This window comes from Dyella sp., assembly GCF_036384435.1.
GTDB lineage: Bacteria > Pseudomonadota > Gammaproteobacteria > Xanthomonadales > Rhodanobacteraceae > GSA-30.
The window spans coordinates 21,538-35,775 of record NZ_DASVMI010000138.1 but is presented as its reverse complement, the minus strand read 5'-3'; the positions used below and the strand labels follow the sequence as shown (position 1 = coordinate 35,775).

Sequence of the window (14,238 nt, the reverse complement as noted above, 5' to 3'; positions counted from 1 at the left end):
TTGGCACCACACCAACCAGCGAAAATCCATTCGAACTTTTTACGTCCCAAACGTAGGCGGTGCCGCTTTTCGACTGAAAAAAAGAGTAGGCCGATACACCTGCGTATCGGACAGTGCCCCTGGGTTGCTCAAGCTTTATATATTCAAAAGTGATATTGAACGTGGAGAACGATTTTTTTCCAGGACCCTTGATGTCATAGTTTCGTCCCTGCCGTGTAAAAGGCGCCCCGTTCGTGGCTACGCGTACGCCAAGATAACGGTCAATAGGGAAAACATTGTTTAGCAAAGGCGGGCCGGGGAGAGATATTACATCCGATTGCGGACTCTTTCCGATGAGTATGCAATCGGCGTATGTCCAGCCACCGACGGTCGCTTGGCCGCGGAAAAGCACGGTTCCTATGCTTTGGGACGGCAGGACCTGGATGGATGCGGGCATATAGTAGGTCGGGTTTGCGAAGCCAGGTGCAGACCCCAGGGAAATGCATGGCGCAGCCGCCAGTGCGCTGCCTGCTGGCAACAGTAAAGAAAGCGCGACGATGGCTTGGGTGAGTTTTCGTTTATTTTGGAAAGGAAACACGGTTTTTATCATCATCCTTGAAGAAATGATCCATGCTGCTTCTTGGATTTCATTTCATGGCCGCGAAGAGCCTGACTGTTTCGCCTGAGGGAACTATTATAAATTCCTATACGTGTATGGCCGTCATCGATAGATCAGATCGTTGTAGGCTCAGGCCGACTAAATAATTGATTGAGAAAGTTTTGAGACCGCCAACGCGGAATCACGCCGATACCAGAAAAATTCTCAAATGGACGGCATTCCTACGAATGCTCCTGTCACTGTGACATCGCGCCTGAAAAGCCCGGTGCCGATAGGTCGGGAAAGCAGAACCGAATTGAGATGGGCATGGTGCAGGTTTGCGGCGATGAGGTGGGCGGATTCCCATGGCCAGACAATAATCCGTTGCTGCGCCGCTGATAGGGAACAACGATAGAAGCGCGCCCGTGATTTGTCGAATTCTTCGTTTATTTCGAAACGATGGCATGGTCTATGATCAGCGTCCTTGCGAGACATCATCCGTATCTTGGCATGGATGACATCTCGATGCATAAATTATAGAGGCTACGTGTCTTCCGAGGTTATTAATATATTATCGCCATAGTTGCTCGCGGCAGCCCTGAGGTCCGAGTATGCGTAGGCAATAATGATCGATGGTGTTCAGTGTGGCGAAATATCGACTGTTCGGTAATAACCCATGGTAATCGGCGCGTTATAGCCTTCGGTTAAACGTGAAGCTGAGTGTTGCTTTCTTGTCCGTCGTGTCCGGTGCTTTATTCAGTTGTAAGTAAATGTCAGTATCGCACTTGCGTTGGCTGTGCCGCCCGAGATGTCGCCGATTCTGTAGTAACGCGCAGCGATAGGTACATTCAACGTCGATGGCGCTGCGCTAGACAGGTTATATATCCGGTTTAGAACAAGTGCTGCGTTGTTATAAAGCAACTGCACGCCGACACCCTTGGCAGGCGTGGCCATATCGGACAACGCAATGACATCGTTGAGGCCCGGTGCCGCATTGCCCGACATCGTCATCCTGACGCTGGGCGAGCCAGAACAGATGACGGAGACGTTCTGCGGCGTGCTCGTGGGAGAAGTCGATCCCACGCTTGGCAATGTGCTGGCACGTACCTGGCCGAGGTCAATCGATATATTGCCAGTCCCTACTCGGCAGGTGGGTGCAGGCGCAACAAGGACTGTCACTATATTGTGGTACACGTTGCCGGTCATGTTTCCCCACCTCAAACGAGGATAGCTCACATCGACATTAAGAGCTTGGGGTGCTGCTGTGCCCACTTTGATCACGTCTACCGTCGTTGTCCCCTGAGCAATGGGGATAGCGCCGGCGCTGGTGAAAGTTTGTATGATCATGATTCCCGCATCGGCCGGAAGCATGGTGCCGTTGTATCGCACGCGAAAGCCAAGGCCCGGGTTTGTATTCGGTACATAGTAGCCAGCTCTGCTGTCACCGTACTGCTGAAAGGGATACGACATTATTAATTGGGTGCGACTGACTCCGTTCCAGTAGCAATCCGCACGTTCACTTGGGCGACGGAAAGTCAGGGTCCCCAGCAACTGGCCAGGTTTGGCGTTGCTCGGCACGACAATGGTTTCACGCAAAAATTCGGTATGGAGCGGCGAATGGCAATACACGCCTTGTGCGCTGGCTTTGCCCTGCATGCCGCTGTAAAGCAAGCATGCCATTGCGAGCAGCTTGAACGATAAAGGGATCGCTGAAGCATGTCTCTTGCGACTATGTGGATGGCGCAAGTGATCGTTCATCATCGATGTTCCCATCAGTTAAACGTGAAATTCAGTGTGGCGGTGGTATCGGCCGTGCCAGGTGACAGCGTGCCCAGGCGAATGTAATGAGCAGCGATCGGGATTTGCCTGGCAGCGATGGGAATGGCGACGTCGCTATTGAGAACCAGCGGCTTGTTGTCATAGATCAGCTGCACACCTACCCCGTTAGCCACGCCGCTGCCACCGGCATTGGTAAGCTCAAGCACATCCAGTCGGCCATTGACGGACTTGCCAGTCATTTTCATGACGATGCCTGTCGGGTCCGCGGGGCATGTAATGGTGATGTTCTGTGTCGGGCTGGTGGGCGAGTGGTCGCCGATGCTCGGTAGCGCGCCCGCTGAGACATTCCCCAGCGGAATTGTCACGCCGCTGCTGTTCACGCTGCAGCCGGACGTGATGCGTCCGGTGACGTTGACCTGGGCGGTAGATTGCGCATGGGTTGCGCCGGACACCGCCAGGCTGGCCAGGGCGATGAGGCATGCTGCGGTAAATGTATACGATTTCATGGGGAATCCCTCCTGGATCATGATGATTCGCGCTTTAGTGCGATCCGCTTAAAGGTAGGTCAATGTAAACATGGCAAGCGTGGTGAGCTTCCCGGCATCGATGTCCGACGCGAATCGGTAATAGCGTGCGCGCAAGGGAATTCTCAGTGGTCCACCGGGTGCGTCATGAGTCACCTCCCAGGGTGGAGTGCCCGTCCCCAGCGAGATAGGGGCGTCGTTTGTGCCGCGAAATAACTGGATGCCGACGCCTTTCGTCGTCGACTCCGCGGTGGGGCCGAGAAAAGCCGAGGGTACGCCCGGTTGCTGGCTATCGGCGAAAGTCGCGTTGACCTTGGCGCCCGCTTCGCAGTTGAGGTCGATGGAGAAATCATGGGCGCTGGGCTCGGCCTGGCCGACGCCGAGTCGTGCCAGTGCCTGAAGGCTCAAGCGCCCAAGATCTTGCGTCGGTTGATAGCTGCTGGCGAAATCGCAGGTGCGAACGACAATGCGACCGCTGACCCCGACATCGCTAGTCTGTGCCAGGGCGGGGCCGGGAAACAGTGCGTACGATAAAGCCAGTACAGTCACGAATGCGCCGCTGAGGGCTTGCCGAAAAGCAGAATATTTCATGATGTGGTGGACTCCTCGCGAGTGGCCGGGTGATCCCGGCGTAAAGCCGTTGCCTTGTCGGCTGGCGTGGGCGTGGTGCTCGAAGTGGACATGCACGGGGCCTTGACCATTTGGATACCCTTGCGGGACGTATCGGGCGCGGCCTGCTGTCCAAGCTGCACCTGACAGGTACCTTGTTCATCGGCTGCCCAGCGCACGGTCAATATGGCAGGGGCATCCACGCCACGCACGATGAGTCGACTGGCTTGGCCGGCCACGCCTACGCTCTTGCCGGTGGCGTCGGTCACTTCGGCGCCAAAGGGCACGGGCTTGCCATCGCTTCGTTCGGTATCGATCAGCCACACCATGCTGCTATCCACCTTGTATTCGAGCCGAACCACGGTGCCTGCGCGCGGTGCGATACGCTGCGAGGTGCTCTTGAACTCGACATTGGCGCCAGCACCCTTGGGGTCGAGTGCCACCGTGTTGACCTGGTAAGGCATCAGATTGGGCACGATGGCGAATCCGTTGACATCGACCGTGCTGTTGATCTGGTTGTCCACGCGCGCGCCCGTGGCTCCAGGCGCATGAACCAGGCCAATCGTGTCGCCGGACGGCTGCGCGAATACCATTCCGTCCCGGTGCACCACGATGCTGCCATCCGCGCCGCCGCCGAATTGCTGTATGCCGTTGCCGGTGCTGTAGAATGCCGACATATTGCCGCGCGTTCCCTGGTACCTGCCATTGAGCGAGGCGCTGCGGCCACCCGCATGAGCGACGGATGCATCGTAGTTGAAGCGACGATCGGTACCGAACTGACCATTGATGCCAACACGGCTGCTGTTGCCACCGTTGCGCGACCGGGTCAGCGTGCTCGAGAGCATGGGACCACTGCTGTCGCGGCCCAGTGGAAGGTTGGCGGTCAACAGCACACGGGTATCACGCACGGTGGGTAGTTGGGTCGTGAAGATCGGCGATGCACCTGGAATGCGATCGCGATCTTGCTGGGCAAACACCGTATCGACGCTGTCGCGCGAACGTTGGACGCTGAGGTTGAAGTTCACTCCGCCCCACGTGTTGCTGTAGCCGACGGTGAAATCGACCTGGTTACCACGACTGTTCCAGAAGTCGGCGCGTGAGCCGCTCACATACAGTTGACCGTAGCGATCGCCCAGGCGCTGGTTCACCACCATCGTCACCCGCGAACGTTGGCGTTGCAACTGGCCACTCTGGTTGAGAGCGGCCAAGCTGCGCAGCGTGATTGCATCGGACAGGCCGACAAAGCCTGGAGTCGAGTAGCGATATGCTGCCACCGACAGATTGGTACCCGATGAATTGAGGTTGCGGTTGTAGCCGACACGGAAACTGTGTCCCTGGAAAGGTTTGCTACCCGGTAGCTGCGTACGTGCGTAGGTCAAATCGGTCGATACGGCACCAAAGGAGAGATTCCAAGCGCTTCCGATAATGGCTGATTGGTAACCTTGGGCGATCGTGCCGCCGGTATAAAGAGTTAACAGATTGCTGAGGCCGTGTTGCCAGGTCGATTGCAGCACGGAAGGCGCATTGATGACGCCTTCCTGGCTGACGCGACCTGCCGTGGCTGTCCATAATGTTTGTCCTGCGCGCAACGACTGCGGCACCGCCGAATAAGGCTGTGTGAAGCGACGAACACGGCCATCGGCTTCGATAACCTCCACCTCAAGGTCGCCGCCGTAGCCGGTGGGATAGAGGTCGTCGATAACAAAGGGGCCAGGAGCGACATTGGTATCGTAGATGACGTAGCCATTCTGGCGAATCGAGACATGCGCATTGGTTTCGGCCATGCCGTTCACAACGGGAGCATAGCCACGCTGCGATTGTGGCCACATGCGGTCATCGGTGTACATGCGTACGCCGCGCACGCGGATGCTGTCAAACAGATCACCCGAGGTGAACGTGTCGCCAGCGACCACCTGTGCCTGCAAACTGGGGAGGTCGTGCTGTAGATAGGTCGCCGTGTTCTGGTACGACGTGCCCTGGCCGCTGCGCCAGGACATCGCGCCCAGATGGTAGAGATGCCAGGTTCCCAGGTTAGCTGACCCATTCAAGCCAATGAATGCGTTAGTGCTACCATTGCGGCCGCCGTTGCGATAGACATTGCTGTTGTAATTGATGATGGTGGCGTTGATGCCTTGATTCCATTGCGAAGCATCGACGTAGTCACGCGCATCGCGTGATATGTACAACTGCGGAACCTGGATCGACAGGGTCTGTTCGCTGGAATCGAACGTGGCCGACGCGCCAGGTACGTAGTTCCCGATCGGGCCACATACTGCGCCCGACACAGGAAGCGACTTCAGCGTGGTTGTTTGATCTTTCGCCGCCAGCTTGCCCAGGTCCAGCCCATACTCTGCAAGCATGGATGCATCAAAGCACCATTGCGAATTGCCGTTGCCCTCGGCGCCGCCGAAGGTGATGTCGCGATGTGCGCGCCATACCCCATTGACGAAGACGTCGCCGCGATAAGTGCCGGGCAGCACATAGCCGCTTTTCTCGAAACGAGAGATATCCACCGACTGGCCAATGCCAGTCATATAAAGCGATGTATCGAAGCTCACTGCTGCCGCGGGTGATGCCGCAGCGACGGCCCATGCCTCGCCGGAAGCGAGCGATGCCGCGATCAAAAGCGATAGGAAGCGTACCTTGCTTGCACTATCCGACCTCCGCGAGTCGCGTCTATTCGTCCATGACGACATTCGTTGTTCCCATGATGAAATGACTACAAACAGGGCGGTGATCAGGGAACCAGCGCTTCTTCCCTGCGCACGATGCCACCGTAGTCATTGATGACGTCGAATACAGCCTTGGCCTGGCGCAGAACCGGGCTGGCTTTTTCCTGGAGAGGAAATTCACTGCTCTGGCCCGGGGCAACCATGCCTCCGCCGTCATTGAAGATGTCCCGTCCATCCACCTGAATGCCCACCTTGGCGAAGTTCACGTAATACGGGGAGGGGTTGTTGACCTTGAGGGACGCTTTGCCGTCCGCGCCATTTGCGATAGTCCACTGCAGTTTCGTGTAGGCCTCTTCGGCGGAACCGGCCAGGCCATCGGGTCGAAAAATGAATTTGATGCGCGTGCGAATGGCGAACTGCAGTTTGTTTTCCGGCGAGGAGTCGCTTTCTTTGGGCGGGATCTCCAGGGCGTTGAACCAGAAGAGCGTCTCTTTGTCGCCGGGGAGCGCCTCATGCGTATAGGTAACGCGGACGGCCTGTCCCTTGTGAGGCTCCATGCGAAAAATGGGTGGCATCATGGTAAAGGGTACCTTGACACTTTCGGGTGCTAGCCCTTCGTCACCACGGTCCAGCCAAGTTTGTACGAGCACTGGCAGGTCGCCCTCGTTATCCAGTTTGACGGTCAGCTCGGCTTCTTTTGCCGGATAGATCACCCGGGTTCCATTGATGATGACGCTGGCCTGGACTGAAGGCAGCACACTTGCACACATCAGCAGGGTGGTCATGGCATAACGTAAGGATTTCATGAATGTTTCCCGGCGTTGAAGGATCGACAGCCGCGAGGCCGTCGATCCGGATGTCGCTCCGATGCCCGGAGTCCAGAAAAACCTCATCTGTCCAGCGTGTGCCGGAATGACAATTCAGATAAGAGGCCTTTCGAGATCGGTATCAGTTGTAGACGACGGTGTAGACCACGTTGGTCTGGATCTGGCCCGGAGTCGCTGCGGCGGTAGCGACGTATTGAGCCTTGTAGGTCAGCCTCGCCGTGTTATCGGTGAACGTGCTGCTCTGCTTGCCGGCCTGCGGCAGGCGCAGGTCGATGACGCTGTCGTCTGCCTTCAGCAACTGCACCTGCACATTGCCGGCACCGTTGGCACCCAGTGCGTTGCGCAGGTTGCCGGTGGCCGCATCGATGTTGGAGCTGTAGGGCTCGAAATACATATCAGCGGCGGTGGCGATGCAGGTCGTCTGGCCCGGACCACCAATCAGCACGTCGAACGCCTTGCGATGCGCCGTCTTGGCGGCCGCGTCGAGCTCGCTGCTCTTGGCGCTGGCCAGCGTAACGGAGAAGTTGTTTGCAGCGCCATCGCTGCCCGAGCCGCCCTGCACGGTGCAGGTTGCATCCGACACCACGCCATTGAACGTAATCACGCCGCCGCTGGTCTCGGCCATCGTCGGTGCGGTCATGCCAAAGCCAAGCGACAGCGCAACTGCTGCAGCGATCTTCATGTTCTTCATTGGTGATTCCTAAATTTGTAGGCGTGCTCGCCACACGCTTGGGTAGGTCAAAGGCGAGTGCTGTGTAAGTTATATGTAGAAATTTTTTGCGGATATAAAAAAAGTTCGAATGTATTTCTCGTGGGTGTTGAAGGCCGCATCATTCTTGGTAAGTAGTTGAATTAGGTGATATTTATTTAGGCGCCATCAATCATTCAAAAAACTCATGGTTACCCATACAAAAAGTATCTTTAATTCAAAAAATGGCTTGTGCAATGAGTTTTATATTTTTCAAAAAAAAGGGTGTTAAATAATTACCAAGATTTCATCTGTGTGTGGACGACCTCAATTAAGGGATCTCTGGCTCGGTTTGCAGGTCGCAAGGAAGGGGCAGTGCTGGTCACATAGCTCTGTCTCACGGGTGCATATCGGTCGACATGGCCGGCTATAGGAGCTTGACTCGTCTGATCGCCCAGGTGCGGGGGACATGTCGTTCACTGCTGGCCCAGGCCAGCAGCTATCAATCTGGCCGAGCCATGCGGCGAGCGTGATGCGCGCATCAGTGGCAGCGGTTGGGTTATCGCTGGGATGCGCGAACCAGGGCGGTACCTTTCAGATGCTCCACGCGTCGCCTTGTGTCGGACAGAGAGTTCACAGGCCAAGACCGCATGCACGCCATTTCCGTACATGGACTACACGTTGGAACCTCAGGAAACCTGCTGGTGAAATCGTCATTCCGGTGAATCTCCCGACGGGACTCAAGAGCTGGGATCTAGCGTCTCTGGCTCGATCAAGGCCGAATCATTTACGTCCTGGCCTGCGCCGGGGCAACGGACAGGGTAGGTTTTAGAGGTTCCCAAGCTTGGGCGCCTCATACACAAGGCCTGCGGCGATCTGTGGCGGCAGTGGCCCCAGAGGGATCGTTGGCGCCCACGTTGTCTGCCTGCCTGATCGGCCTATCGGTCGTCCAGGGCCGCCGTCAACACTTCGGCGGATAGCTTTGCGTCGTCCACCGCTCGTGCAATCACCAGGGCGCCGACCATCTGGGTGAGCGATACCAACGCCCTTCGGCGGCGCACTGCCGCAGTCGTCCCTGGCACTAAGCGAGTCAACTTGTCAGCCAGCACATTGAAGCCCGATGCGAAAGATTTGCGCACCGGCCCTGGCTGGCGTGCCGCATCCATACCCAATGCGGCGACTGCGCACCCGCGGCCCAAAGCGGAGCGGTGGGCGGATGAGAGATACATGGCGCGCAAGAGCGATAACGCGCTCGCCGGGTCGCTCCCATCCCCAATAATGTTTTCCCATCGCTCAGCGCTATGAGCCATGGCGCGTGTACAAGCCTGTTCGAGGAGATCTTCCCTGGATTTGAAGTGGCGGTAAAAGCCGCCATGTGTCATGCCAGCTGCTTTCATGATGTCGGCGATGCCGATGCCATCGAACCCGTGCTCGCGAAAAAGCGTGCTGGCGGCGTCAAGAATGCGCTGGCGATGTTCGGCGACAAGTTCGCGGCTGACTCTCATGGCGCACTCCCGGGAGATCTGGCGTCATTATAAGCAATGCCTTCGTCGCGCTGCGCATCGAATTCGCTCCCATCCCTGCCCTTAAGTCGCGTGGTGCCTTTTGCGATAACGTCACTACTATGCGCTCACGGCGGAGCGCTTGGCCTGCACCTTGCCGAAATGGATTGCCATGGGTGTGCCCAGCAACAGGGCACCCAACAGCGCTGCTGCGAAATGCGCATTCAGGCCAATCACGATGTGCCCCCGCTCGATCAGCAATAGACCGGCCACGGCATTGGCCCAACCCCAGACAAAGTTCACCGCAGGCGATGAAAAGCCCACACCATGCGGCTTGGCGAATGGCGTGGGAAAACCATGGCCCATCAGCCCGGCGGCCAGGTGCGGCAGGGCGTTGCACAGGAATGCGCCGACGAAGAGCGCTGCCACGTAGTCCATCAGGTCACTCCGATTGAGATGCCGGGTCGCGGTGAGCGCCCGAGCGATGGGCAATGAACCGGTTCATCACCGGTCCGACGAAAATCACTGCGACGAAACGCGCGGTCTGCATGGCCATGACGAAGGGCACGTCTACATGCGTGGTCGATGCGATGATCGCCACCGAATCGGCCCCGCCTGGACTTGTGGCCAGATAAGCGGTCAGGGGATCAACACCGGCCCATGCCACGAAACCATAGCCAAGCCCGCAGCAGACCAGCACCAGTGCCAAGGTGCAGGCCAGCACGCGCGGCAAGGCACGTGCTACGTGGCGCAGCAATGGCCGGGTGAAGCGCAGTCCGATACTCCAGCCAATCAAGGCGTAGGCCAGGGCGAGCAGAGGTTGCGGCAGCTCCAGTGTGATCCAGCCCAGATGCCCGAACAGCATGCCACCCGCCAGCGGAACCAGCAGTGCGCCAGCGGGAATACGCAGCCGGCTCGCGCAGACCGGACCGAGCACGGCTAGTGCCAGTGTTTCCAGCAGTGGCCACCCATGCACCGGTGCCAGCCAGGGGGCCGCCGAAACAGGGGTATTGGCCGCATGGGCACCCACCACCCGGGCAACCAAGGCAGCGATCGTGGCGACCACCACCACACGCAGGTATTGCATGAACGCCACCAGGCGGATGTCCGCGCCGTAGCTTTCGGCCATCAAGGTCATGGCTGTTGCTGCGCCAGGGCTCGTGCCCCACAGCGCCGCCGTGCCGGGCAACACGCGCAGGCGCACCATCAGCCATCCCAGCAGCCCTGCGGCGAGGATGACCGAAAGCACGCCAATCACGAATAACGGCCAGTGTCTGGCGATCTCGCCCATGATCGCCACGGGGATCATCCTGGCGATCATGCAGCCGACCACTCCTTGCGACAGTACGAACGCAGGCGCGGGTACGTTGATACCACCGCGCCAGACGGCAACCGCGATGGCCGCAACCATGGGCCCCAGCAGCAAGGCAGCAGGCAGGCGAGCCATCAGCAATCCGGCGCACAGCACGGCCGAAAGCCCCATGAGTACGAGCCAGGTCACTGGGGATGAAGCGGTGAGCGAAGTGCTGCGACTAGGCATGCCGTGGTGGTCCGTAGCCCGGGAATTCCTGTCAGTCGGTTTTCAAGGCAGGAGTCCAGCGATTGAAGCTAAAATGCGAGGGTCGCCTCGCAAATAGATTGTTGAGGATGTCCTCACAAAAGTCAAATGCCATCAAATCGTCCGAAGTCGCCCGTACGCCCAAGCGCGAACGGGGCCGTCTGCGCGTCGCGGCGATCCTTGATGCGGGTGCCCAGGTGTTCGCCGAGAAGGGCTATGCAGATGCCACCATGACCGAGATCGCCGCACGTGCCGATACCGCCATTGGTTCGCTGTATCGCTTCTTCCCGTCCAAGGAGTCCCTGGCCGATGCCTTGCTCGATCGCTATGCGCAACAGGTGGTGGCCGCGCTTGAGCGCCTGCGTGATCGTGCTGCCGGCATGAGCAGCTTGCATCTGGCCCGGGCGCTGATCGACTTCATGCAGACCTTGCAGGACCAGCGGCAATGCGTGCTGGTGCTGATCGACGCACGCGATGGGGGGCCGCGCCTGGTGTTTCGCGCTGCCATGCGCGAAGGCCTTGCCGCCGTGCTACAAGCGGCCACACTGGGGCTCGACGCCCGTAAGGCCCAAGCCATGGCACCAGTGCTGATAAGCGTTCTCAAGAACGTCACCGCGCTGGCACGCGCGGAAGAAAACGCGCGCGATGCCTACATGGAGGAATTGCAGGCGATGCTGGCCTGCTATCTGGAACAAGTCCGTCAATAATCCGTTGCACTTGCGGCACCACGACGGTCCCTTGGCAAATGCGCACGTGTTACTGCGTTTTTACGCTGCGGTTTACCCAGCCCGCTTGCAGCAAGTTGGCCCGCGCACGCGCATCGGCCAAGCAGGGAAAGGATTAAAGCACAGCCGCCAGGGGCCGATATCCTCTCCATTGCCATCCTTCCAAGTCGACATCAGGAATCCCCGACGCCATCCAATCCGGCTGGCCGCCAGGATGGACGCTTGGAGAACACGATGACCGGCCACAACGACCTGATGTACCGCCTGCTGGTGCAGAGCGTGGTGGACTATGCGCTCTACCTGCTCACACCGGACGGCATCGTAGCCAATTGGAATGCTGGTGCGGAGCGCGCCAAGGGCTACACCCAGGCCGAGATCGTCGGCAAGCATTTCTCGTGCTTCTATTCGCCGGAAGATCGCGCGGCGGGCATTCCCGACCGTGGCCTGGAAACCGCGCGCGCCACGGGGCGCTTCGAGGCCGAGGGCTGGCGCTACAGGAAGGATGGCACGGCGTTCTGGGCCCACGTGATCATCGACGCGGTGCGTGACGATGACGGCAAACTGGTCGGTTTCGCCAAGATCACCCGCGATATCACTGAGCAGCGCCGTCGCCAACTGGAACAAAGCGAGCAGGAACGCTACTTTCGCCTGCTGGTGCAGGGCGTCACCGATTACGCCATTTACATGCTCGATCCCGACGGCCGTGTAATCAGCTGGAATGCCGGTGCCGAGCGGACCAAGGGCTATACGGAAGGCGAGATCATCGGCTTTCATTTTTCCTGTTTCTATTCCGAACAGGATCGGCTCGACGGCCTGCCTGCCAGGGGCCTGGAAACGGCACGGGAGACCGGTCGCTCCGAGACCGAGGGCTGGCGTTACCGCAAGGACGGTACAGCATTCTGGGCGCATGTGATCATCGATGCCGTGCATGACGAAGACAATAAGCTGATCGGCTATGCCAAGATCACGCGTGACGTCACCGAAAGACGCGAGCGTGAGCAGCAGGTCGTGGTGGCCAAGGAACTGGCCGAACGCTACAGTGAGGAAATGGCGTCGCTATCGAACTTCCTCGATACCGTGGTGACGCATATCCCATCCGCCGTGCTGGTGCAGGATGCCGTGTCGCGGCAAGTGATGTTGGCCAATACGCAGGCTGAAAAATTCTTCGGCAGCAGCGAGGAACACATGGTGGGCAAGCATCCGCGCGATTGTCTGCCCGAAGAAGTGAGTGCCTACATCGACAATCTCGTCGACGCGGCCGTGCGCTCGCAGACGCCGATACGCACCGAAGACGCCGTGCGGACCGGCTACGGTACGCGCACGCTGCGCAGCAATAGCATGGTTATCCGGGGCCAGGACCCGCGTAGCAGCTACGTGATGACGATCGCCGATGACGTCACCGAGGAGCTCAACGCCAGTGCGCAGATCCACTACATGGCACACCACGATTCGTTGACGGGCCTGCCCAATCGCCTGTTGTTTCGTCAGCGGCTCAACGAAGTCCTGCGCGGTGACGCCTCGCAGCGCCTGATCACGGCGGTGCTATGCCTGGACCTGGATCATTTCAAGAACGTCAATGACGGCCTGGGTCATCAATACGGCGACGAGCTTTTGCGCCAATTGGCTGCGCGCCTGCGCAAGACCTTGCGCGAGCAGGATACGCTGGCACGGCTGGGTGGTGACGAGTTCGCCATCGTGCTGCCGAGCATCAAGCGCCCGGACGATGCCTATCACACGGCGCTACGGATCATCGACGTGGTGCGGCCACCATTCCAGATCGAGGGCCACACCGTGACTGCGGGTGTGAGCGTGGGCATCGCCCTGGCACCGCTCAACCATAGTGCGACCGACCAGCTTTTGCGCTATGCCGACATGGCCTTGTACGAAGCCAAGCGCAACGGCCGTAACCGGCTTGAATGTTTCCGCCCCGAACTGGACGAGACAGCACGCAAGCGCCGCCTGATCGAAATCGACCTGCGCGAAGCCCTTGTCGATGCACAATTGAAGCTGTACTACCAGCCCATCACCGATCGCGAACGGGGCAGCATCACCGGCTACGAGGCGCTGATGCGCTGGCATCATCCACGCCAGGGCGTGGTGATGCCGCTTGAGTTCATTCCCATCGCTGAGGAAACTGGACTGATTCATGAAATCGGCGCGTTCGCCTTGCGCGAAGCCTGCCATGAAGCGGCCACGTGGGATGGCGTGCAGAGCGTGGCGGTGAATCTGTCGCCTGTGCAGTTCCGTAACAGCGGTTTTGTCAGCGTGGTGGAATCGGCGCTCACCACGTCGGGCCTGGATCCCCAGCGCCTGGAGCTTGAAATCACCGAATCGGTGCTGCTGGAAAACACCGATGCCAATATCGAGACACTCAAGCGCCTGAAGGCGATGGGCGTACGCATCGCCCTGGACGACTTCGGTACCGGTTACTCCTCCCTCAGCTATCTGCGCTCGTTCCCCTTCGACAAGATCAAGATCGACAAGTCGTTTACCCGGGACATGCACGAAAGTCGTGAAGCGATGGCGATCATCCGCGCCATCATCGGCATGAGCCGCAGCCTGGAAATTCAGGCTACCGCCGAAGGTGTGGAAACCGAAGGCCAGTTGGCGTATTTGATGGCCGAGGGCTGCAATCAGTTTCAGGGGTATTTGTTTGGTATGCCGCAGCCGGTTCGTGCGTTGCGGTCGTTGTGAGGCTGGCTGCAACGCGGCCGACTTTACTCCCCTTAAAAGCGGGCGTAGCATAATCGCCACCCCGGGAAAGACCCGAGGCAACT

The 14,238-nt window shown here is 58.8% G+C and carries 12 protein-coding genes; 2 read left to right on the top strand and 10 right to left on the bottom strand.

Annotation, left to right across the window (positions count from 1 at the left end):
• The 10 genes from VF436_RS13575 to VF436_RS13530 form a co-directional block, all read right to left on the bottom strand.
• The coding region (locus VF436_RS13575; RefSeq protein WP_330904560.1) for a hypothetical protein at nt 1-577 on the bottom strand (577 nt) is incomplete at its 3' end.
• Nucleotides 578-1,333: 756 nt separating this feature from the next.
• Complete coding sequence (locus tag VF436_RS13570) at nt 1,334-2,338, bottom strand: fimbrial protein (protein ID WP_330904559.1); 1,005 nt, start codon at nt 2,336-2,338, stop codon at nt 1,334-1,336.
• An 11-nt stretch (nt 2,339-2,349) separates the two neighbouring features.
• Nucleotides 2,350-2,862: a fimbrial protein gene (locus VF436_RS13565; RefSeq protein ID WP_330904558.1), complete on the bottom strand. Its 513-nt coding sequence runs from the start codon at nt 2,860-2,862 to the stop codon at nt 2,350-2,352.
• Nucleotides 2,863-2,910: 48 nt separating this feature from the next.
• Nucleotides 2,911-3,471 (bottom strand): fimbrial protein, encoded by a 561-nt coding sequence (locus VF436_RS13560; RefSeq protein ID WP_330904557.1) that lies wholly within the window; start codon nt 3,469-3,471, stop codon nt 2,911-2,913.
• Entirely contained in the window at nt 3,468-6,047 is a 2,580-nt protein-coding gene (locus tag VF436_RS13555; protein ID WP_330904556.1) for a fimbria/pilus outer membrane usher protein, read from the bottom strand. The genes VF436_RS13560 and VF436_RS13555 overlap by 4 nt, the downstream gene beginning before the upstream one ends.
• A gap of 179 nt (nt 6,048-6,226) precedes the next feature.
• On the bottom strand, nt 6,227-6,946 hold the full coding sequence (locus VF436_RS13550) for a fimbrial biogenesis chaperone (protein ID WP_330904555.1): 720 nt from the start codon (nt 6,944-6,946) through the stop codon (nt 6,227-6,229).
• A gap of 163 nt (nt 6,947-7,109) precedes the next feature.
• Entirely contained in the window at nt 7,110-7,670 is a 561-nt protein-coding gene (locus tag VF436_RS13545; RefSeq protein ID WP_330904554.1) for a fimbrial protein, read from the bottom strand.
• A gap of 944 nt (nt 7,671-8,614) precedes the next feature.
• Complete coding sequence (locus tag VF436_RS13540) at nt 8,615-9,181, bottom strand: TetR/AcrR family transcriptional regulator (protein ID WP_330904553.1); 567 nt, start codon at nt 9,179-9,181, stop codon at nt 8,615-8,617.
• Between the two features lie 117 nt (nt 9,182-9,298).
• Nucleotides 9,299-9,616, bottom strand: a complete 318-nt coding sequence (locus tag VF436_RS13535) for a hypothetical protein (RefSeq protein ID WP_330904552.1) — start codon at nt 9,614-9,616, stop codon at nt 9,299-9,301.
• Nucleotides 9,617-9,620: 4 nt separating this feature from the next.
• Complete coding sequence (locus VF436_RS13530) at nt 9,621-10,718, bottom strand: AbrB family transcriptional regulator (protein ID WP_330904551.1); 1,098 nt, start codon at nt 10,716-10,718, stop codon at nt 9,621-9,623.
• 107 nt (nt 10,719-10,825) lie between these two features.
• Between VF436_RS13530 and VF436_RS13525 the strand changes: the two genes are divergently transcribed.
• Together VF436_RS13525 and VF436_RS13520 are read left to right on the top strand one after the other, a co-directional pair.
• Nucleotides 10,826-11,443: a helix-turn-helix domain-containing protein gene (locus VF436_RS13525; protein WP_330904550.1), complete on the top strand. Its 618-nt coding sequence runs from the start codon at nt 10,826-10,828 to the stop codon at nt 11,441-11,443.
• A 252-nt stretch (nt 11,444-11,695) separates the two neighbouring features.
• Complete coding sequence (locus VF436_RS13520; protein ID WP_330904549.1) at nt 11,696-14,155, top strand: sensor domain-containing protein; 2,460 nt, start codon at nt 11,696-11,698, stop codon at nt 14,153-14,155.
• Nucleotides 14,156-14,238 lie beyond the last annotated feature (83 nt).